Annotated in this window: 19 protein-coding genes and 1 tRNA gene; 12 read left to right on the forward strand and 8 right to left on the reverse strand. The window is 72.7% G+C overall.

Annotation, left to right across the window (positions count from 1 at the left end; genetic code table 11):
• Window positions 1–121 precede the first annotated feature (121 nt).
• From E1212_RS20480 to E1212_RS30085, 5 genes are all read left to right on the forward strand, one after another.
• Window positions 122–466, forward strand: coding sequence for a hypothetical protein (locus E1212_RS20480; protein WP_131985866.1), 345 nt, complete (start codon window positions 122–124; stop codon window positions 464–466).
• An 84-nt stretch (window positions 467–550) separates the two neighbouring features.
• Window positions 551–3160: a protein translocase subunit SecD gene (secD, locus tag E1212_RS20485; RefSeq protein ID WP_275296193.1), complete on the forward strand. Its 2610-nt coding sequence runs from the start codon at window positions 551–553 to the stop codon at window positions 3158–3160.
• Window positions 3161–3221: 61 nt separating this feature from the next.
• A tRNA-Thr gene (locus tag E1212_RS20490) sits at window positions 3222–3295 on the forward strand.
• Between the two features lie 49 nt (window positions 3296–3344).
• Window positions 3345–4145 (forward strand): class I SAM-dependent methyltransferase, encoded by an 801-nt coding sequence (locus E1212_RS20495; protein WP_131985870.1) that lies wholly within the window; start codon window positions 3345–3347, stop codon window positions 4143–4145.
• 30 nt (window positions 4146–4175) lie between these two features.
• Window positions 4176–4523: a hypothetical protein gene (locus E1212_RS30085; protein ID WP_203417044.1), complete on the forward strand. Its 348-nt coding sequence runs from the start codon at window positions 4176–4178 to the stop codon at window positions 4521–4523.
• On the opposite strand, the gene E1212_RS20505 is transcribed toward E1212_RS30085, so the two are convergent.
• From E1212_RS20505 to E1212_RS20515, 3 genes are all read right to left on the reverse strand, one after another.
• On the reverse strand, window positions 4483–5796 hold the full coding sequence (locus tag E1212_RS20505; RefSeq protein WP_131985872.1) for an MFS transporter: 1314 nt from the start codon (window positions 5794–5796) through the stop codon (window positions 4483–4485). The two genes, E1212_RS30085 and E1212_RS20505, sit on opposite strands and share 41 nt — an antisense overlap.
• 385 nt (window positions 5797–6181) lie before the next feature.
• A complete protein-coding gene (locus tag E1212_RS20510) occupies window positions 6182–6622 on the reverse strand; it encodes a CBS domain-containing protein (protein ID WP_131985874.1) in 441 nt (146 codons plus the stop codon).
• Between the two features lie 98 nt (window positions 6623–6720).
• Window positions 6721–7758, reverse strand: coding sequence for a LacI family DNA-binding transcriptional regulator (locus E1212_RS20515; RefSeq protein ID WP_131985876.1), 1038 nt, complete (start codon window positions 7756–7758; stop codon window positions 6721–6723).
• Window positions 7759–7964: 206 nt separating this feature from the next.
• Between E1212_RS20515 and E1212_RS20520 the strand changes: the two genes are divergently transcribed.
• The 5 genes from E1212_RS20520 to E1212_RS20540 all read left to right on the forward strand — a co-directional run bounded on the left by E1212_RS20520 (window position 7965) and on the right by E1212_RS20540 (window position 13819).
• The gene (locus E1212_RS20520) at window positions 7965–9086 is read left to right on the forward strand and encodes an ABC transporter ATP-binding protein (protein WP_131985878.1); all 1122 of its coding nucleotides are present in this window, start codon (window positions 7965–7967) and stop codon (window positions 9084–9086) included.
• Window positions 9087–9145: 59 nt separating this feature from the next.
• On the forward strand, window positions 9146–10414 hold the full coding sequence (locus E1212_RS20525) for a DUF4032 domain-containing protein (RefSeq protein WP_131985879.1): 1269 nt from the start codon (window positions 9146–9148) through the stop codon (window positions 10412–10414).
• Window positions 10415–10462: 48 nt separating this feature from the next.
• Window positions 10463–12046 carry a CAP domain-containing protein gene (locus tag E1212_RS20530; RefSeq protein ID WP_131985881.1) on the forward strand — a complete coding sequence of 528 codons (1584 nt, stop codon included), beginning with the start codon at window positions 10463–10465 and terminating at the stop codon, window positions 12044–12046.
• A gap of 64 nt (window positions 12047–12110) precedes the next feature.
• Window positions 12111–13154 (forward strand): GNAT family N-acetyltransferase, encoded by a 1044-nt coding sequence (locus tag E1212_RS20535; RefSeq protein ID WP_131985883.1) that lies wholly within the window; start codon window positions 12111–12113, stop codon window positions 13152–13154.
• Between the two features lie 53 nt (window positions 13155–13207).
• On the forward strand, window positions 13208–13819 hold the full coding sequence (locus tag E1212_RS20540; protein WP_131985885.1) for a TetR/AcrR family transcriptional regulator: 612 nt from the start codon (window positions 13208–13210) through the stop codon (window positions 13817–13819).
• A gap of 36 nt (window positions 13820–13855) precedes the next feature.
• Here E1212_RS20540 and E1212_RS20545 read toward each other — a convergent pair whose 3' ends face one another.
• Entirely contained in the window at window positions 13856–14671 is an 816-nt protein-coding gene (locus E1212_RS20545; protein WP_131985887.1) for an alpha/beta fold hydrolase, read from the reverse strand.
• 210 nt (window positions 14672–14881) lie between these two features.
• Here E1212_RS20545 and E1212_RS20550 point away from each other — a divergent pair, with 210 nt between their 5' ends.
• A complete protein-coding gene (locus E1212_RS20550; RefSeq protein ID WP_131985889.1) occupies window positions 14882–16192 on the forward strand; it encodes a DUF2786 domain-containing protein in 1311 nt (436 codons plus the stop codon).
• A gap of 1878 nt (window positions 16193–18070) precedes the next feature.
• Window positions 18071–18433 carry an MmcQ/YjbR family DNA-binding protein gene (locus E1212_RS20555; protein ID WP_131985891.1) on the forward strand — a complete coding sequence of 121 codons (363 nt, stop codon included), beginning with the start codon at window positions 18071–18073 and terminating at the stop codon, window positions 18431–18433.
• Here the strand turns inward: E1212_RS20555 and E1212_RS20560 are convergent.
• The 4 genes from E1212_RS20560 to E1212_RS20575 all read right to left on the reverse strand — a co-directional run.
• A complete protein-coding gene (locus E1212_RS20560; RefSeq protein ID WP_131985893.1) occupies window positions 18397–18843 on the reverse strand; it encodes a pilus assembly protein TadG-related protein in 447 nt (148 codons plus the stop codon). The genes E1212_RS20555 and E1212_RS20560 overlap by 37 nt on opposite strands.
• Before the next feature lie 4 nt (window positions 18844–18847).
• Entirely contained in the window at window positions 18848–19276 is a 429-nt protein-coding gene (locus E1212_RS20565) for a TadE/TadG family type IV pilus assembly protein (protein ID WP_131985894.1), read from the reverse strand.
• Entirely contained in the window at window positions 19273–19650 is a 378-nt protein-coding gene (locus E1212_RS20570; RefSeq protein ID WP_162605559.1) for a TadE/TadG family type IV pilus assembly protein, read from the reverse strand. The genes E1212_RS20565 and E1212_RS20570 overlap by 4 nt, the downstream gene beginning before the upstream one ends.
• 5 nt (window positions 19651–19655) lie before the next feature.
• Window positions 19656–20374, reverse strand: a 719-nt coding sequence (locus E1212_RS20575) for a type II secretion system F family protein (RefSeq protein WP_131985898.1), incomplete at its 5' end; no start/stop codon positions are given.

The raw sequence follows: 20374 nt of genomic DNA on the forward strand, positions 1-20374 counted from the left end.
CGATGCAGCGGGTATGGTGGGCGCGGTTCGGGGGGACGGTGCGCGAAACGCCGTCGAGACGACGTGTCAGGAGGTCGAGGCAGTGTCCGGTCAGCGGTCCGGAGGCCGCACGCGTCGTCGCGTGCTGCAGCGGACCTGGACGCTTCCCGCCATCCTGCTCTCCGGCGCCCTCATGCTCATCTCGTCCGGCCCGCCGGCCGCCGCGTCGGCCGACCGCGCGGGCGGCGACCGGTACCCGTCGGCCACCGCCGTCGCCGGTGCCGACGACGTCCCCGACACCGTCGCCGTCGCCGCCGGCGGCACCGTCAAGCTCGGCTACGCGCCGCCCGCGCCCGCCGGCACCGTCGTCGGGCCGCTCGACCTCTACCTGCTCGACGCCGGCTTCGGCCCGGCCGACCGGGTGCCCGCCGACTCCGCGTGGACGCCCACCGATCCACAGCGCGGCCCGCCGGCGACCCAGCAGTAGACGTCCCCCGCCTTCCCCGCCCGACGGTGCGCCGACCCGTGCCCGCGCCGCCGGGCACGCCCCTTGGAGACTCCTGTGGATCGCATGACCGCGCTCTACCTCGTCGGCGGTGCGACGGCCGTCATCCTGGCCACGTACGCGTTGATCCGGCGCCGCGCCAAGAACCGCGGCAACGGCGCGCCCGACGGCGGCCGTGCGGCCCGCGCCGTCGCCGCCCTGCTGGTGCTCGCCGGCTCCGCCTTCGTCACCCTCACCGCCAGCCCGAACCTCGGCCTCGACCTCGAGGGCGGTGCCCAGATCGTCCTCGAGACGCAGAGCACCGACACCGTCGAGGCCAATGCCGAGTCCACCGACCGCGCCCTCGAGGTGCTCAGGCGCCGGGTCGACGCCCTCGGCGTCTCCGAGCCGTCGCTGAGCCGGTCCGGCGACCGTCGCATCATCGTCGAGCTGCCCGGGGTCTCCGACCCGCGCGAGGCGGCCGACGCGCTGGGCCGAACCGCCCAGCTCACCGTGCACGCCGTCACGGGCTACGACACCTCCGGCCTGCCGCCGGCCGAGACGCCGGCGCCGGGCGAGACACCCCCCGCCACCCCGCCTGCGGAGACGGCGCCCGCGACGCCGCCGGCCACTCCGCCCGCCACTGAGGGCAGCGTCGGCGGCGCCGTCGCGCCCGAGACGGCCACGGGCGACACCGGCACCGATGTCGTCGCCGGCACCACGCCGGCCCCCACCGACCCCGCCGCGCCGGCCGAGACGCCCGCGCCGGGCGAGACGCCCGCCCCTGGCGGCGAGGACCAGCTGGTGCTGCCGGACGAGTCCGGCCAGCCGCTGCTGCTCGCGCCGACGGCGATGACCGGCGAGGAGATCGACGGCGCCGACGCCATCTTCGACGTCCAGCGCGGCGGCTGGCTCGTCACGCTCGACTTCTCCGGCAGCGGCGGCGACACCTGGGCGCAGCTGACCAGCGATGCCGCCTGCCAGCCCGACGGCGACCCGCGCCGGCGCATCGCGATCGTCCTCGACGACACCGTCATCTCCTCCCCGAACGTCACCAACAGCGTCCAGTGCGGCGTCGGCATCCGCGGCGGGCAGACGGAGATCACCGGCGACTTCTCCGAGGAGGAGGCCAAGGACCTCGCCGCCCTGGTCGAGGGCGGCGCCCTCCCCGTCGACGTCACCACCATCGAGCAGCGGGTCGTCGGCCCGACGCTCGGTGACGCCGCCATCGAGGCCAGCGCGTGGGCGGCCATCATCGGCATGGTCGCCACGGCGATCTTCATCGGGGTTGCGTACCGGCTCATCGGCCTCATGGCGATTCTCGCGCTCTTCGGCTACGCCGGCATCGCCTACGCGGCTCTCAGCGCGCTGGGCGCCACCCTGACGCTGCCCGGCCTCGCCGGTTTCGTGCTGGCCATCGGCATGGCGGTCGACGCGAACGTCCTCATCTTCGAACGTGCTCGCGAGGAGTACGTCGACGGCACGACGAAGAGCCTGCGCGGTGCGGTGCAGAGCGGGTTCAAGAACGCCCTGTCGGCCATCGCCGACTCCAACGTCACGACGTTGCTGGCCGCCGGGCTGCTGTTCTTCCTGGCCTCCGGCCCGGTTCGCGGCTTCGGTGTCACGCTGACCATCGGTGTCCTCGCCTCGCTGCTGTCGGCTCTGGTGCTGAGCCGGGTGCTGAGCGAGTGGCTGGCCGACCGTCGCTGGGTGCAGGCCCATCCGGACGCCAGCGGCATCGCGCACCACGGCCGGGTCCGGCTGTGGCTGCGCCGGCGCAACCCGCAGCTGATGTCGCGCGCCGGGCGCTGGCTGATCATCTCCGCCGCCGCCGTCGCCATCGGTGTCGCCGGCATCGTCGTCCGCGGTCTCGAGTTCGGCATCGAGTTCACCGGCGGCCGGCTCGTCGAGGTGTCACCCACCGAGACGATCGACGTCGACGACGCCCGCGCCGCCGTGGCCGACGCCGGCTTCCCGACGGCCATCGTCCAGGAGTCCGGCGACGACGACATCACCGTCCGGGCCAGCGACATGTCCGACGACGAGGCGGCCGCCGTCATCGCGGCGCTCGACGAGGCCGGTGGCGGGGCCGAACTGGTCCGCGACGAGCTCATCGGGCCCAGCCTCGGCGACGAGCTGCAGCGCAACGCCCTCATCGCGCTGGGCGTGGCGCTGGCGGCACAGCTGGCGTACCTGGCCATCCGGTTCCGCTGGACGTTCGGCGCCAGCGCCGTCGTGGCGCTGTTCCAGAACGTCGCGATCACCGTCGGCATCTTCGCGTGGATCGGCAAGCCGCTCGACGGCATCTTCCTCGCGGCCCTGCTGACGATCATCGGTTACAGCGTCAACGACGCGGTCGTCGTGTTCGACCGGATCCGCGAGACGTGGACCCGCAAGGACGGCGAGAAGTTCACCGACGTCGCCAACACGGCCATCCTCAACACCCTGCCGCGATCGGTGAACACGGGCGCCAGCACGCTGTTCATCCTCGTCGCGCTGCTCGTCCTGGGCGGCGACTCCCTGTCCGACTTCGCCCTCGCCCTCGTCCTGGGCATCCTGATCGGCACGTACTCGTCGAACTTCACGGCCGTGCCGCTCACGATCATGCTCGAGAGCAAGAAGCCGGCTCCGCCGCCGCCCGCGAAGAAGGTCGACAAGCGCAGCCGAGAGGACCCGAACTACGGCGCCGTCGTCTGACGCCGGCGCCGCTCGACGCGGTGGAGGGGACGGTGCCCGCTCGGGTACCGTTTCCTCTTCTGCCCGAATAGCTCAGTTGGTCAGAGCAACCGCCTTGTAAGCGGTAGGTCGTCGGTTCGAATCCGACTTCGGGCTCCTGGACATGGGGATGCCGCGCCGGGTCCGTCATGGCACGATCCCCGTCATGGCCGACCGGAAGCTGCGCTCCATCTTCGACGAGGACGCCGAGCTCTACGACCGCTGCCGGCCGGGTTATCCGGAGGCGATCTTCGACGATCTCGGAGACCTGGCCGGGCTGGGTCCGGGCAGCCGCGTGGTCGAGATCGGGCCCGGGACCGGGCAGGCGACTCGCCGGCTGGTGGACCGCGGCGCCGAGGTGGTCGCCGTCGAGCTGGGGGCGAACCTGGCGGCGGTGCTGCGCGCGCGGACGGCGGGACAGCCGGTCGTGGTGGTGGAGGCGGCGTTCGAGCGCTGGGCGCACGCAGCGCCGCCGGCGTCGGCCGACCTGGTGACGTCGTTCACCGCCTGGCATTGGCTCGACGCCGCCGTGCGAGGCGAGCGGGTGGCCCGCGTGCTGCGGCCCGGCGGCGCCCTGGCCACGGTGACGACGGAGCACGTGCTCGGCGGCACCGCGGACTTCTTCGCCGACGTGCAGGAGTGCTACGAGCGCTGGGACCCGGCCACGCCGCCCGGCCTGCGCCTCACGCCGGCCGACGAGATCGCGCCGCTCACCGACGAGGTCGACGAATCACCGCTGTTCGAGCCGGCCGTCCGCCGCCGCTACCGCGCCGACGTCACCTACGACCGGCAGGGCTACCTCGACCTGCTGTCGACGTACTCCGGCCACCGCGCGCTCCACCCCGACCTGCGCCGAGGGCTGTACGACTGCATCGGCGCCCTGATCGACGACTACGGCGGCAGCGTCACCAAGGCCTATCTCTACGAGCTCCGCGTCGCCCGCACGTGGCCGGCGAAGAGCCACTGACCGCCGGCCGGCTCACGGCCGGAGTCGTTCGTGTGGGCGACACGGTGCGCCGCGCGGCCGGTCCGCATCCGGAGTTCACCGCCGCGCTGCTGCGGCTGCTCGAGAGCCGCGGCTTCGACGGCGCACCGCGGCAGCTGGGCACCGACGCCCCGGCTCGCGGTCGTCGCCGACGGCTACGGACTCGCCCGCCGCCAGCGGGCCGGACCGGTCGACGCGATGCTGGAGCGTCCGGAACGCCATGCGCGCTGGTGGGCCGGCCGGCCGGAGCCCCGAGCGCCGGAGGTCGAGACATGGTCCTGGCGCGAGCACGCGCACACGCTCGCCCACAGCACCCTGTTCACGGCTGCTCTCGGCGCCGGCGGCGACGGGCGGCCATGACGTCGCGGATCGGCGGGACGACCACGCCGCTCTCGGCCAGGCGGCGGCGGGCCAGCCGGCGCGAGCGCAGGATGCCCACCAACCCGATCGCCCACATCACGTACTGCACGCACATCGCGACCCGGAAGTCGTCGAGGCCATAGGTCGACGTGCCGCCGGTGCGGGCGTCGAGCACGAGGCCGATCGCGAGGATCGTCAGCAGCGAGGCCAGGAACCCGCCCACGTTGACGATGCCCGTGGCGGTGCCGAGCCGGTTCGGCGGGTTGAAGGTACGGGCGAAGTCGAAGCCGATCATCGAGCCAGGGCCGCTCAGCGCCATCGACAGCACCAGCAGGACCAGCAGCCAGCCCGGCGCGCGGCCGGGCAGCAGCAGGACCGCGGTCCAGGCGGCCGCGTTCGCGACCACGATGCCGAGCACCAGCCACGACCGCCGCAGCGGGTGCCGCTGCACCATGACGCCGATGATCGGCCCGGCGACGACGCCGGCGATCACCGTCAGCGTCAGCAGCGCACCTGCCGCCGCCTCGGACACCCCTTCGGCCGACACGAGGAACGGGAAGCCCCACATCAGCGCGAAGACCGTGCCGGAGAACTGCGTGGTGAAGTGCGTCCACAGCCCCAGCCGCGTGCCCGGGTGCCGCCACGCCGTGACCAGGTCCGCACCCAGGTGCCGCATCGAACGGTCCTGCACCGGCTGGGCCCGCGCTGAGGGAGTGTCGCGCAGCGCCGCCGCCGCGAGGACGCCCACCAGCACCCCGGTCGCGGCGGCGGAGCCGAACGCCGCGCTCCACCCGTAGGAATGCAGGACGAGGACGAACGGGACGGCGGACAACACTTGCCCGGACTGCCCGACCAGACCGGTGAGCTGGGTCATGACCGGCACGCGGCCGGGCGGGAACCAGGCCGAGACGATGCGCAGCACGCTGACGAACGTCAGTGCGTCGCCCATGCCGACCAGGACCCGGCCGGTCGCGGCCACCGGCACGGACCCCGCCACTGCCAGCACGCCCTGGCCCAGTGCCATCAGCAGTGCCCCGGCGATGACCAGCCGCCGGCCGCCGACGCGGTCGAGCAGCAGCCCGATGGGGATCTGCAGGCCGGCGTAGACCACCAGCTGCAGCACGACGAACGACGCGAGCACGCTGGCCGACACGTCGAACCGGTCGGCGGCATCGAGCCCCGCGACGCCGAACGTCGTGCGGTGCATGACGGCGACGATGTAGGCGGATATGCCGACGGCCCAGATCGTCCAGGCGCGGCGCGGTGTCGACATGAGGGTTCCATTGTCCACCGTGACCCGTCGGCGCGAACGCGAAGGACCCGGCACCCCAGGATGGAGCACCGGGCCCTCCGGCTTCGGTCACGAGGGCATGTGACCATTCCGACTGCGGGTTTGATTTCAGGCGGTCCCCACAACCGGAGGTGGCGGCCCGAAAGCCGCCACGTCCGAGAATGCGCGGCTGCTCGCAACGCATGACGATCTCGCGCAGAATTCGACCGGGCAAACACTTTCAGAGATCGACTTGTCGTGCATGCCGACGCGCCCGGACCTGGGAACACGCTGACCGATTTGCCGGTAAACGTCAGGAAAGATCGGCCGATCGGTGGATGCCCCTATCGGACCAACGGCACCGGGTTCGGCTCACAGAGAAAGGCACTCAGGTGGCGGCGGTGCGAATGTAGGACGAGAGCGAATCGCGTTCCACCTCGAGTTCGGTGATACGGATCTTCACGACGTCGCCGATGCTCACGATGCCGTCGAGGCGGCCGTCGTCGCCGACCACCGGCATGTGCCGGAACCGGCCCAGCGTCATGGCCTCGGCGAGTTCGTCGATGTGCGCGCCGGCGACGCAGGTCTGGACCTCGGCGGTCATGATGGCGGAGACCGGCTCGGAGAGGATCGCGGCACCGCGGACGGCGAGCGCGCGCACGATGTCGCGCTCGGAGACGATGCCGTCGATGGCGTTGCCGTCGGCCGACACCACGACGGCGCCGATCCGGTTCTCGGCCAGGACGGAGAGAAGTGTGCGGACATCGGTGTCGGGGGGCACCGTCACGACGGTCCTGCCCTTGGTCCGGATGATGTCGGAGATGCGCATCGGGGGCCTCCTACGCCGGCATCGGAGTACTCCTGGTGCCTTTGAACCGTACGGCGTTCGCGTCGATCCGGAAAGGCTTCTGAACAGTCGAGGGCGGTTTACCCGGGAATCTCCACCCCAAGTGCGCCGGCCGGCGCCGCGCCCGTCGACCCGCGCACCACGAGCTCGGGCGTGAAGAGCAGCTCCGAGCGGTCCGCCGGCACCCCCGCGATCTGCTCCATCAGCACCTGGACGGCCGCCGCCGCCATGGCCGGGACCGCTTGGCGGACGGTGGTGAGCGGCGGGTCGGTGAACGGGATGAGCGGAGAGTCGTCATAGCCGATGACGGACACGTCGCCCGGCACCGAGAGCCCGCGCTGCCGGACCGCGCGCACCGCGCCCAGGGCCATGAGGTCCGAACCACACACGATGGCCGTGCACCCGGCGTCGAGCAGCTGTGCGGCGCAGGCCCGGCCGCCCTCGACGGTGAAGAAGGACGTGACGACCACGCGCTCCGGGTCCGGTGCGCCGGGCACCGCGCGCAACGCCCGCGTGAACCCCTCGATCTTGCGCGCGGCCGGGACGAACCGGCGCGGCCCGATGGCCAGCCCGATGCGCCGGTGCCCGAGCGACACCAGGTGCTGCACCGCGAGCTCGGCGGCCGCGACGTCGTCGGTGGAGACGAAGGGTGCGTCGAGCCCCGCGACGAACCCGTTGACCAGCGCGATCGGGAGCCCCAGCTCGCGCAGGCGGTGGTAGCGCGCCGGGCTGGCGGTACTGTCGGCGTGCAGCCCGGAGACGAACAGGATGCCGGCGACGCCGCGGTCGAGCAGCATCTCGACGTACTCGTCCTCGCTGACCCCGCCGGGCGTCTGCGTGCACAGCAGCGGCGTGTACTCGCGCTGCGCCAGGATGGTCTCGATGACCTGGACGAACGCCGGGAAGACGGGGTTCTCGAGCTCCGGCACGATCAGCCCGATGAGCCCGGCGCTGGTGGAGCGCAGCCGGCTCGGCCGCTCGTAGCCCAGCACGTCGAGCGCGGCCAGCACCGCCTGCCGCGTCTGCGCGGCCACTCCGGGCTTGGCGTTGAGCACCCGGCTGACCGTCGCCTCGCTGACGCCGGCGTGCAGGGCGACGTCGCTGAGCCGCACCGTCATGGACGGACGGTACCGTGCGGGCCACCCCGGCCAGCGCCCGCCGGGAGGCCGACGTGACCTACGTCACGCCCGGGTGACGTCGCGCACGCCGACCTATAGTGTCTCGTATCACCCGCAACCTGTCAGAAACCTGCGGGACAACTTCATACCCCGTCCACTTCACAACGGATCGTCCGGCACGTACCTGCCGGTGAAGGGAATCAACGATGGCTACGGTCACGTTCGACAAGGCGACCCGGATCTACCCGGGCACCGACAAGCCGGCGGTCGACGCTCTCGATCTCGCCATCGAGGACGGGGAGTTCCTCGTTCTCGTCGGTCCTTCCGGTTGCGGCAAGTCCACCAGCCTCCGCATGCTGGCCGGCCTCGAAGAGGTCGACGGCGGCGCCATCCGCATCGGCGACCGCGACGTCACCCACATGCCGCCCAAGGACCGCGACATCGCGATGGTGTTCCAGAACTACGCGCTGTACCCGCACATGACGGTGGCCGACAACATGGGCTTCGCGCTCAAGATCGCCGGCGTCTCGAAGGACGAGATCCGCCGCCGCGTCGGCGACGCCGCCAAGCTGCTCGACCTCACCGAGTACCTCGACCGCAAGCCGAAGGCGCTCTCCGGCGGTCAGCGCCAGCGTGTCGCCATGGGCCGGGCCATCGTCCGCGAACCGCAGGTGTTCCTCATGGACGAGCCGCTGTCGAACCTCGACGCCAAGCTGCGCGTCTCCACCCGCACCCAGATCGCCTCGCTCCAGCGCCGGCTGGGCATCACCACCGTCTACGTCACGCACGACCAGGTCGAGGCCATGACCATGGGCGACCGCGTCGCCGTGCTCAACGCCGGCCTGCTGCAGCAGGTCGACAGCCCGCTGGGTCTGTACGACAAGCCGTCCAACGTGTTCGTCGCGGGGTTCATCGGCTCGCCGGCCATGAACATCGCCACGTTCGACGTCAAGGACGGCCGCGCCACCCTCGGCAACGCCGACGTCGCCATCCCGGCGTCCATCGCCGCGAAGGTGGCGGAAGAGGGCTCCGACACCGTCGTCCTGGGCTTCCGGCCCGAGTCGCTGACGCCCGCGTCCAGCGAGGAGACCGGCGGCATCCCGGTGCTCGTCGACGTCGTCGAGGAGCTCGGCTCCGACGCCTACGTCTACGGCCGCCCGGCCGGCCCGGCCGCCGAGGAGCAGGCCGACCGCCTGCGCAGCGACCAGATCATCGCCCGGGTCGAGCCGCGCAACGCCCCGCAGAAGGGCGAGAAGATCAACTTCACCGTCCGCCAGGGCAGTGAGCACTTCTTCTCGGTCAAGACCGGCGAGCGTCTCGAGCCCTGACCGCCTCACCCGATCGGCCGGCGGCGAGGATCCGCGGCTTCGTACGGGACAATGTCCCCATGGAGCTTCGGATCCTCGCCGCACCGCGCGAGCAGCAGGCTCTCCTCGACCTGCCCTGGGACATGCCCCTCGAGCAGTGGCCCGAGTGGTACCTGGTCGCGCTCCCCCGAGGCATCTCGCGGCACGTCGTCCGCTTCACCCGGCTCGGCGGCAACGTCTACGCGCTGAAAGAGATCGTCAAGCCGTTCGCCGACCGCGAGTACCAGATGCTGCGCGACCTCGCCCGGCTCGACGTCCCCGCGGTCCAGGCCGTGGGCGTCGTCAGCGGCCGCGAGGCTCCCGGCGGCGAGCCGCTCGACTCCGTTCTGGTCACCCGGCACCTGCAGTTCTCGCTGCCCTACCGGGCGCTGTTCGCCCGCATGATGCGCCGAGACACCGTCGACCGCCTCATTGACGCCCTCGTCGTCCTCATCGCCCGGCTGCACCTCACCGGCTTCTACTGGGGCGACTGCTCGCTGTCCAACACGCTGTTCCGCCGCGACGCCGGCGCGTTCGCCGCGTACCTCGTCGACGCCGAGACCGGCGAGCTGCACAACTCCCTCAGCGCCGGCCAGCGCGCCCACGACCTCGACACCGCCCGCACGAACATCGCCGGCGAGATGATGGACCTGCTCGCCGCCGGCCAGCTCGACGAGACCGTCGACCCCATCGCCGTCAGCGACCAGGTGGTCGAGCGGTACGAGGCGCTGTGGACCGAGCTCACGGAGTGGGAGGCGTTCGACGTCAACGAGCGCTGGCGCATCGCCCGCCGGGTCGACCGCCTCAACGAGCTGGGCTTCGACGTCGACGAGCTCGACATCGTCACCGACATCGGCGGGCGCACCATCCGGGTGCAGCCGAAGGTCGTCGACCCCGGCCACCACTCGCGCCGGCTGCTCCGCCTCACCGGCATCGACGCGCAGGAGAACCAGGCCCGCCGGCTGCTCAACGACCTCGACACCTACGCCGCGGTCACCGACCAGCAGGGCGAGGACGAAGAGATCGTCGCCAACGCGTGGGTCATGGACGGCTACGAGCCGGTGCTGCGGGCCATCCCGCGCGAGCTGCGCGGCAAGCTCGAGGGACCGGAGATCTTCCACGAGGTGCTCGAGCACCGCTGGTACCTCTCCGAGAACCTCGGCCGCGACGTCGGCCTCCAGGAGGCCGCGCGCGACTACGTCGAGAACGTGCTGCGTCACAAGCCGGACGAGCTGGCCATCCTGGGCGGGACCAGCGCCGAGGCCGACACCACCCAGCCGTTCCGCATCACCTGGAACGACCTGCAGTAAACCCTCTGTTATGGTGCTGCGCGCGGGCACTTGAAACATGGGAACTGGATGAGGCACCACACCATACGCACCCGCAGTGTCTTCGCTCTCGCGGCCGTCGCGTCCGGCGCCGCTCTCGTGCTCGCCGCGGCGGGCTCGGCGAGCGCCCAGGACGTGCCGCTCACCACCGAGAACCCGCGGCCCAACTCCGCCCCGCTGACGGGCGGCGACGCGGCCTACGAATACGCTCCGACGATCATCGCCGAGAACGGCGTCTACCGCATGTGGTACTGCGGGCAGGACCCGCAGGGCGCCGTGCCCGGCGACGACATCCTGTACGCGGAGTCGCCGGACCTGAACGGGCCGTTCACCGCTCCCGGCGGCGGCGACCCGCTCATCGTCTTCGAGGGCCGCGGCGACGGCAGCTTCGACGGGCAGCACACCTGCGACCCGTCGATCGTCAAGGTCGGCGGCACCTACTACATGTACTACGGCGCGGCGGTGAACGACGGCGTCACCACCATCGGCGTCGCCCGCAGCGCCGACGGCCTGAGCTGGGAGCGCATGGTCTCGGCGCCCGTCATCGCGCCGGCGAACCAGCAGGACACCGGCAACGACTACGGCGCCGGCCAGCCCAGCGCCGTCCACCTCGACGGGCTGTTCTACCTGATCTTCACCGACACCACGGGTGCCGGCGCGCTGCGCAGCAACGGCGCCGGCCAGTTCGCGTGGCGCTCGGCCGATCCGACGTTCGCCACCGGTACCGAGGTCTTCACGGCCGAGGGCTGGCAGGCGAGCACGCCGGAGAACGACCGCAGCTTCTCGGTGGCCAACGCGTTCTCGGCCGACTGGCAGTACTCCGACGAGCTCGAGTCGTTCATCATCGCCCACAACAACGACGCCGGCCGCACCACGCTGACGTTCCTGGGCACCGAGAACCTCGCCGAGCACCCGTACGCCCCGGTGAGCATCGAGGGCGCCTGGGTCGAGGGGCCGGGCGCCGTGTCGCTGCCGGACAAGCACGCCGTCGACGACGGTGCCGAGGAGTGCGGACGGGTGCCGGTCGACGTCATCCACTCCAGCCGGTCCGACGGCGTCCCGCCGCAGGACCTCGTGCGCAAGGGCATCGACCTCGTCGCGCCGATCGACTGCGAGACGCCGACGCCCACCCCCACCGAGGACCCGACGGACGAGCCCACCGAGGACCCGACCGACGAGCCCACCGACGAGCCCGACTCCGGGCTCCCGCTGCCGATCCTCGACCTCTCCCGGGCCGAGATGCAGATGGTCGACGCCGTCGACGAGGCGCGCGCCGAGGCGGGCTGCCCGGCGCTGCGTGTCGACTCCAGGCTCACTCTCGCGTCGCGTGCGCACAGCGAGGACATGCGTGAGCGCTCCTATTACTCGCACGTCAACCCCGAGGGCGAGGGGCCCGAGGAGCGGGCCGCCGACAAGGGCTACACGGCCCAGGTCGGCGAGAACCTGTCCCAGGGCGTGCGCAGCGCGCAGCAGGTCGTGCGGTCGTGGGAAGACGGCGGCGACGAGCGCGACCGGCTGCTGGACTGCTCGTACACCTCGGTGGGCGTCGGCACGGAGCGCGGCGGCCTGCTCGGTCTGTCGTCCTGGTGGACGCTCATGCTGGGCACCGACTGACCCACGGTCCCGGCCGGCCGAAATTCGCTCGCGGCGGGGGCGAGGTGAGTCCTACGGTGCTCCAGTGAGCACCGTCGATCACGAGCCGCTCGCCGTCCGAGCCGCGGCGCCGGCCGAGCTGCCGGCCCTCCCGTCCGGGGTGGGCCTGACCTGGCGGGCGCTGACACCGGCCGACGTCCCCGCCTGGTTCGCGCTGCACCAGGTGGTCGACGACCACGACAAGGCCATCGAGCGGCTCGCCGAATCCGAGCTGACCGACCGCTTCAAGGGCGGCTGGCGCGATCCCGCCCTCGACAGCGTCGCCGGGTTCGACGCCGACGGCCACGTGCGTGCGTACGCGTGGACGGAGTTCCGGCCGGTCACCGAGGGCACGCACGCCCCGGTGCTGTTCGGGGCGGTTCACCCCGGTTATCGCCGGCGGGGCATCGGCCGGGCTCTCCTCGCCTGGTCCGAGGGCCGGGCCCGGCAGCGCCTCGCCACCGCCGAGGTCGAGCTCCCGGCCCGCATCCGGATCTACCTCGACGGCCACCACGCCGAGGCGCGCCGGCTGGCCGAGGCCTGCGGCTACGCGCCCAAGCGCTACTACGTCGTCATGCGCCGCGACCTCTCGGTGCCGCTGCCGGCCGGCGACGTGCCCGAGGGGCTGCGCATCGAGCCCTACGACAAGGAGCGCGACGAGGACGTCCGCGTCACGCACAACGAGTCCTTCGCGCGCGACCACTGGGGCTCCAGCCCCATCGACGCCGAGGCGTGGTCCCTCGACGTCGTCGGCGGCGAGAAGTTCCGGCCCGACTGGAGCTTCATGGCCGTCGAGGAGTCCACCGGCCGCATCGCGGGCTACCTCATGTCCGGCGCGTACGACCAGGACTGGAAGCCGCAGGGCTACACCGAGGGCTGGACCGACCTCGTCGCCGTCCGGCGCGAGTGGCGCGGCCGCGGTGTCGCCGGCGCGCTGCTGACGGCGGCCATGCGTGCCTACAGGGCGGGCGACATGCAGTACGCCGGCCTCGACGTCGACACCGACAACCCGACCGGCGCGCTCGGCACCTACACCCGGCTGGGTTATGAGCAGAGGCAGAACAGCGTGCTGCTGACCAAGGAGATCTGAGCCGAACTGCGAGCCACTGTCAGTTGACCGGATTCGGCGCTACCATCGCGCTGATGACCCAGTCGACGACGCAGCAGCCGCTCGGCCTGCGCGAGCGCAAGAAGCTCAAGGCGATGCGCCACATCCAGGACGTGGCGCTGAACCTCTTCGACCGCGACGGGTATGCGCACGTCACGATCGAGCGCATCGCCTCCGAGGCCGAGGTGTCGCCGAGCTCGATCTACCGGTACTTCGGCACCAAGGAGATGATCGTCCTCTGGGACGAGTGGGACCCGGTCATGCTGCGGGCGTTCGACGACAAGCTGGCGGCGCGGGACCCGATCTCGGCGCTGCGCGAGGTGCTCACCGAGGTCGTCACGACGGCGTTGTTCCAGCAGGACGAGCGGCTCATCCGGCGCCGCATGCACTACACGATGACCGAGCCGGCCATCCGCGACGGCCTGAACCGGCAGGCCGACGTGATGGCTGCCGAGCTGGCGCAGGTCCTGGCCAAACACACGGGCCGCGACCCCGACGGGCTGGAGCTGCGGGTCGTCACAGCGGCGCTCATCGCCGCGTTCGTCGAGGCCATCGCGTACTGGCACGACTCCGGGTACCGCGACTCGCTGCGCGACATCGTCGACGGCGCGCTGGACGTCATCTCACGCGGGTTGCGCGTGGAGTGAGCCGGCGCCGTCGTCGCCGGTGTGCCGTCTCGCCCTTCAGCGGGCGAGCCGGGCCCGCTCGAGGAAGGTGAGGACGGCGGCGTTGAACGCGGCCGGCTGCTCCATGGCCAGCGTGTGACCGGTGCCCGGCACGACGGCGCTGGCGGCGAACTGCGCCTCGGCCTCGATGCGCCCGGCCACCGCGTGGATGTCGTTGGAGTCGAGGTCGCCGACCAGGACCAGCAGCGGTGTCGACAGCTCGCCGAGCCGCTCCAGCGCACCCAGCTCGCGCAGCGCCCCGGAGCCCGACGCGTGGGCGTCGACCACTCCGCGGGCCATCTGCCGGCAGCGCTCGCGCACCTGCGGGTCGACGGCGTCGGGCGTCCGGTGGGGGCCGTCGACCCACGCGCGCAGGAAGTACTCGACGTACGCGGCGGCGTCGCGGTTCTGGGCGGCCTCGGCCTGGTGCTGCATGAGCGCCAGGATGGCGGGATCGGTGAACTGCATGCCGCTGACGCCCGGGCTGGCCAGCACCATCATCTCGACGGTGTTCGGATGGGCCAGGGCGAAGTCGACCGCCGTCCGCGCGCCGTAGGACAGGCCGACCAGCGAGGCCCGCGCGATGTCGAGCCCGGCGAGCAGCTGAGCGAGGTCGTCGTACGCCGCGAAGTCCGACGTCGGGGTCGACGACTGCCCGTGGCCGCGGGCGTCGTAGCGGATCACCCGGTAGCCGGCGCGGACGAATGGGCCGACCTGGCCGTCCCACATGCGGTGGTCGAGCGATCCGCCGTGCAGCAGCACCAGCGGATGTCCGGCGCCCCGCTCGTCGAAGAACAGCTCGCCGTCGCGGACCGGGACCCGCCCATTGGTCATCGCACGCATCTCCCGTTCGGTCGTCGGTGAACAAGGCGACCTGACGCAAGGTATGACACCACGCGACGACCTCGGTAGCGTCGTCCATCCCGTGGGCACCCCTGCGGTGGTGGCCCGGCTCGTAGGGACAACTGTGTCGGACCGGACGGCGATGATGGGGCGGAATGCTCGGTTCGGGTGATCTTATTTTGGATTGACGAGAGGTGGTCCGTGTCTGCCCACGATGACGACCGGCAGCGGCCCGGTTCGGTGACGGCGCAGGTCGTGGCCGACTGGCTCACCACCGTGGCGGCCGACGGCCTGCGCCGGGGTCCCGAGGCCGTGCTGGCCGGGCTGCGGTCGGTGTCGGACCTGGCGGCGCCGCGGGTGGTCGACGCCGGGGTGGCGGTCGTGCTGCGGGCACAGGTCGACCGGCTCTGGTCCCTCGGCTGGCTGCCTGTCGACCTCGTCGAGGTGGCCCGGCGACAGGGGTCGGCGCTGGCCGCCGCCGTAGTGGTCGACGCCATGGCCGACGCCGCCCAGCAGTACCCGGCGGCTTCCGTGCACCCGCGGTGGCTGGAGCAATTGCGTTCGGTCGGGGCGGGATCGCCGTGGTGGAATCCGGGTGCGCCCTATCCGGGGCAGTGGACCGCGCGGCACGGTGCCGACCGCGAGACACTGCTGGCGGCGGCGCTCGAGCTGGTCGGCGTCGCGCTGCGGCTGCCGGCGCTGCAGGTCATCGTGCCGCCTCCGGGCCGCGTGTCCGGTGCGGCCGACCGCGCGGATGGTGCGTCGCGGCCCCGTCAGGGGCCGTCGACGGAGCCGCTGTCGGGCCCGTCGTCGGAGAAGATGCTGAGCCGGGTGCGGGCGCTGCTGGCGAAGGCCGAGTCCACGCAGTTCCCAGACGAGGCGGAGGCGCTGTCGGCCAAGGCGCAGGAGCTGATGAGCCGGTACTCCATCGAGCAGGCGCTCGCGGAGCCCGTCGTGCCAGGCCGCCGCACCACGGTGGCGTCCGCCCGCCGCATCTGGCTCGAGGCGCCCTACCTCGGCCCCAAGACGCTGCTGGTGGCCGAGGTGGGCTCGGCCAACCACTGCCGCACCGTGTCGAGCGAGAAGCTGGGTTTCGTCACCGTCCTCGGCGCCGAGGTCGATCTCGACGTGGTCGAGGTGCTGTCGACCTCCCTGCTGGTGCAGGCGGCCCGGGCGATGCTCGCCAGCGGCACCCAGTACACCCGCCTCGGCACCTCGCGGACCCGGTCGTTCCGGCACGCGTTTCTGCTCTCCTATGCCACCCGCATCGGCGAACGGCTGCGCGAGGCCGCGGCGCAGACGGCCGCCGCCACCGGCACCGACCTCGTCCCCGTCCTCGCCGGCCGCGCCCACGCCGTCGACACCCTGTTCACCTCCCTCTTCGCCACGGCCACGGTCCGGCGGTCGTTCTCGGCCGGCAACGCGGCCGGCTGGGGTGCCGGGCGCAGCGCGGCCGACCGGGCCGTCCTCGCCACCGAACGCCGCGCCGTCCGCCGCTCCTCCCGCCCGTGACCATGGCGCTCCGGCCGGAGTGAGTGCCGGCGAGGCTCACCCGAGCGACGAGCCAGCCACCTGCCGCCTCCACGTGACTGAGCCCGATCTCGAGCACCATGCCGGTGTCGTAGGTCAGGGTTCCGCGGGTGTGCGGCGCCTCTCCCGGTTCGGCCACGTCGACCTCGACCAGCTCGCCGTCAGGGATGTCGTCGATCGGCACGTCCCGGTACTCCGCGGCCTGCTCCGGCGTGAGCCACGACGACATCGCCGCGAACCACGCCTCCTGTCCGACGCTCGTTCGCGTGAACGCGAGCCCGAAGCCGCGCGCCACCTCCGACCAGCCCGCCGGCGCACCGTGGTTCGTCCCGGCCGGAGCCTCGGCCCCGCCGCCGGGCGACCCGGCGCCGCCGGCGCCGTCGCAGGATGATCCGTCCGCATCCGTGCCGTCGCCGGCCGCGTGACGGCCGGGCTCGCGGTCGCCCGCACCGTCTCGGGCCGCGTTGCCGCCCGTCCGGCGGTCGCTCGTGCTGGCGTCTGACGAGTCGTCGTCGGCGTTGCCGCCGGTCCGGTGGTCGCCCAGGTTGTCGTCTGGCGGGTCGTCGTCGGGGGCGTTGCCGCCAGGCCACCGCTGGTTGCTTGTGCTGGCGTCCGACGACTCGTCGTCGTGGGCTGGGCTGCGGCCGGGCCATTGGTCGCTCGTGCTGGTGTCTGATGACTCGTCGTCGGCGGCGTTGCCGCCAGGCCACCCGTGGTCGCTCGTGCTGGTGTCTGACGAATCGTCGTCGCGGGCTGCGCTGCGGCCGGGCCAACGGTCGCCCGCACTGTCGCCCGACGACTCCTCGTCGCCCGTGCCGTCGCCAGGTGAGCACTCGCCGGCCGATTCCTCGCCGCCCGTGGCATCGGCGGACTCGTCACCACCGGCATCGGCGGCGGGTCCGTCGGCCGACGGACCGGTGCCGGGCCGGCCACCAGTGGGCGGACCGCCGGCCGCGGACCCGGTGTGCTCGTCCGGTGCGCCGGCGTCGCCCTGGCCGGGCGGAGCGCGCTCGCCCGTGGCGCCGGCCTCGGGATCGTCCCTGCCGGCACTTGAAGACTCCACGCCGGCCGCGTCGGCGAGCGGCGGACCGGCGCCGGGATCGGGACCCGATCGCACGATCGCGCCGATGAGCACGACCCCCGCCACCGTGACCGTGGCGACCAGCAGCCAGAGCAGCCGCTCCACGCGGCGGGAACGCTCTGCCGGGTCGCGTGCCGCACCCGTGCCGAACCGCCCCCGCCCGCCGGGCCACCTGCCGAGCCCGTCATCCGATGCGGCCGCCGGGCCGGGCGACGCGGCCCTCCGCGGCGGCCACACCGGTGATCGAGGGTGAGGCGCGCCGGCGTTCGGTGTGCCGGTCCCGGCCATGCCGCCACTCCCTTCCGCCGACGCGTCTCACCTTCTATGGGTGGATTCGAACGGCCGAATGTGACAGCAGCCGCGAAATCTCCTCGATCGATCTGGCGGCGGGCGGGTCGGTCGAGCCCGACCGCGTCGGCGAAGGCGTCCGTCTCGAGTGCGAGGACGGTCGCCGGCCGGAGCCGATGCCGTCGAACAGGCGACCGCCTCGATGCCGACGACGCCGTGAGCAGCACCCACGCCCGTCACCACGCCGGCCACGGCCGCCTCGGGCGCCGCAGCCGACCCCGTCGGCCCGACGCGATCGCGGACCCGGTCCGCTACCTCGGGCACCTCGGCGATCAGACCATGCGACCGGCTGCGCGCAGCTGGTCGATTGGTGGTCGTCGATCCGCGCCGCCGAAGATCCGTCAGACACTTCCTCGGAGGTGTCATGGCTGGTGATGCACTCTCACCCCTGGTACGCGATCCTGTCGGACCCCCACGGCACAATGAGAGGCATGGTGACGGCCGACGACGTGCGACGGCACGCGTTGTCGCTGCCGCGGACCACCGAGGGCCTGGTCCGCGACAGCGTGAAGTTCCGCATCAAGAGCATCGTGTACGCGGCGATCTCGCCCGACGAGACGATCATGGGCTTCGGCTATCCCAAGGACGAACGGGACGATCTGATCGCGTCGGATCCGTCGAAGTTCCTCCCACCCCTGAAGTCGGACGAGCGGTATCAGTGGGTTCGCGTGCGGCTGGCCGCCATCGACGAGGCCGAGATGCGCGAGCTGATCACCGACGCCTGGCGGATGTGCGTGCCGAGGAAGGTGGCCGCCGCCTATGACGAGTTCGGCGCCGAGTTCCCACCCGGCTGACCTCGGATCCCGGTGACGATCTCGACGCTGGCCTCACCGGTGGCCTCGAGGGTCGTGATGCCGATCAGCGGCAGGATCGCCGCCGGCTCGGTCGCGTCGACCCGGACGACGATCGTGCTGCCGTCGACGGCGACGGTGCCGCTCAGGCCCGCGGCGGCGAGGTGATCGCGGGCCGCGGCGAGCGCCCGGGCACGGTCCAGGCCTGGCGACCCGGCCAGCACCGAGCCGTCGATCTGCTGCCCCGCCGCTCGCGCGGCCTCGGCGGCGACGGCGTCGGCCCGCTGCTGGGCGGTGAGCTGCCGCCGTCCGTCGTACACGAGCCCCGCGATGGCCAGCAACGCGACGGTGACGACGGCGAAGATCAGGGTGAAGCTGCCGGTCTGGTCGGCGTGGTCGATGCGCCGGCGCATGGACTCACCTCTCCCGATAGGTGTCGACGGGGCTGACGGCGGTCGCCGTGAGCGTGATCGCCGGGACGGACATCGGCAGGTCGGCCACCCGGAGCGGGCAGCGGACGGTCACCGTGATCTGGCCGCGCCGGCCCGGAGGCGCCCGGAGCCCCGACACGTCGGCGTCGATCTCGGTGCGCAGGCAGGACAACCCCTGCCCGGTCAGCGAGGCGTGCGCGACCTGGCTCGCGGCGTCGAGTCCGGCCGACGGCGTGCGCTGCAGCGAAGCGGCGCGCGCGGCCTCGGCGGCGGCCTGGTCGACCGCTCCGTCGGCGACGGCGAACCGGCCGGCCAGCGCGACGAGCGCAATGAGCAGCAGGAGCCCGGGAACGAGGACGGCCAGCTCCAGCGTCGCCGAACCCCGGTGGGACCGCTGCTGGTCGAGGCGTCTCATGGGTCGGTCCAGCGCCGGATCGGCGCGGTCGCGGTCTGGCTGAGGCCGACCTGCCAGCCGGGGATCAGGGTGGTCGAGGAGCCGGTGACCGTCACCGTGACGGAGCCGGCGTCGGTGGACTCGTGGATGTCGCGGACCCGCAGGACCGAGCCGTCGGTCGTCGACGCCAGGAAGTCGGCGGCACGGGCGGCGCCGCCGGACCCGTCGGCGACGCTGGCCGCCCGGGCGCCCTCGCGGGCCGCGGCCAGCGCGACGTTGCGGGCGTGGAACCAGATGCCGGCATGCACGACGCCGAAGATCAGCAGGAACACCGCCGGCCAGAGGATCACCGTCTCGAGCGTCGCCGAGCCACGTTCGGATCGTCGTCGAGCCACAGCGCTCACCCGATCCGCATGGCGACGGGCGCGGCGAGGATCAGCATGAACACCACCGCCGTGGCCGCGAGCGGCGCCGTGGCCCGTTCGGTGCGGGCGCCGGCCCGGGCCTGGTCGCTGGTGAGCAACTCGCTGCGCATGGCCGACGCCCGCGCGCGCAGCACCTCGTAGACCGTGGCGCCCTCGCGCGCGGACATCCGCATGACGTCGCCGGTGTCGGTGAGCTCGGGCAGCCGGAGGTCGCGGCCGACGGTGCGCAACGCCTCCCACGCCGGGACGCCGGCCCAGCTCGCGTGTGCCAACTCGTCGCGCAGCCGCTGGAACGCCCACGACTCGCCGATGCGCGCCGCCGACTCCAGCGACTGCGTGGCCCCGGATCCGGCCGCCCGTTCCAGCGCGACGAGGTCGATGTAGGTGGCCATGGCCCGGCGGAACTCCGCGCGTTTGGCCTGGGCGAGCTCGGCGACGGTGTACAGCGGCAGGTAGGACAGCAAGACGGCGGCGACCGGTGCGGTGATGGCCGGCACCGCGAACGGCAGCCGCACACCGCCGGCCGCGAGCGCCGCCATCGCCGCCGTCGGGACGAGCAGGCCGATGGCGGCACAGAGCGCGCGCTCGCCGAGGAAGTGCGGCACGCTGCGGCGCAGCAGGGCGAGGTCGCGATGAGGTACGTGCAGCAGCGACGACCCGGCCCCGCGCCGCAGGACCGCCCGCCCCACCCGGC

This window comes from Jiangella ureilytica (genome assembly GCF_004348545.1).
In the GTDB taxonomy this organism is placed as follows: Bacteria; Actinomycetota; Actinomycetes; order Jiangellales; family Jiangellaceae; genus Jiangella; species Jiangella ureilytica.

Coding starts and splice junctions, on each gene's coding strand:
- secD (WP_275296193.1), top strand. CDS start 551: ATGACCGCGCTCTACCTCGTCGGCGGTGCGACGGCCGTCATCCTGGCC.
- E1212_RS20495 (WP_131985870.1), top strand. CDS start 3,345: ATGGCCGACCGGAAGCTGCGCTCCATCTTCGACGAGGACGCCGAGCTC.
- E1212_RS20505 (WP_131985872.1), bottom strand. CDS start 5,796: ATGTCGACACCGCGCCGCGCCTGGACGATCTGGGCCGTCGGCATATCC.
- E1212_RS20510 (WP_131985874.1), bottom strand. CDS start 6,622: ATGCGCATCTCCGACATCATCCGGACCAAGGGCAGGACCGTCGTGACG.
- E1212_RS20515 (WP_131985876.1), bottom strand. CDS start 7,758: ATGACGGTGCGGCTCAGCGACGTCGCCCTGCACGCCGGCGTCAGCGAG.
- E1212_RS20520 (WP_131985878.1), top strand. CDS start 7,965: ATGGCTACGGTCACGTTCGACAAGGCGACCCGGATCTACCCGGGCACC.
- E1212_RS20525 (WP_131985879.1), top strand. CDS start 9,146: ATGGAGCTTCGGATCCTCGCCGCACCGCGCGAGCAGCAGGCTCTCCTC.
- E1212_RS20530 (WP_131985881.1), top strand. CDS start 10,463: ATGAGGCACCACACCATACGCACCCGCAGTGTCTTCGCTCTCGCGGCC.
- E1212_RS20540 (WP_131985885.1), top strand. CDS start 13,208: ATGACCCAGTCGACGACGCAGCAGCCGCTCGGCCTGCGCGAGCGCAAG.
- E1212_RS20545 (WP_131985887.1), bottom strand. CDS start 14,671: ATGACCAATGGGCGGGTCCCGGTCCGCGACGGCGAGCTGTTCTTCGAC.
- E1212_RS20555 (WP_131985891.1), top strand. CDS start 18,071: ATGGTGACGGCCGACGACGTGCGACGGCACGCGTTGTCGCTGCCGCGG.
- E1212_RS20560 (WP_131985893.1), bottom strand. CDS start 18,843: ATGCGCCGGCGCATCGACCACGCCGACCAGACCGGCAGCTTCACCCTG.
- E1212_RS20565 (WP_131985894.1), bottom strand. CDS start 19,276: ATGAGACGCCTCGACCAGCAGCGGTCCCACCGGGGTTCGGCGACGCTG.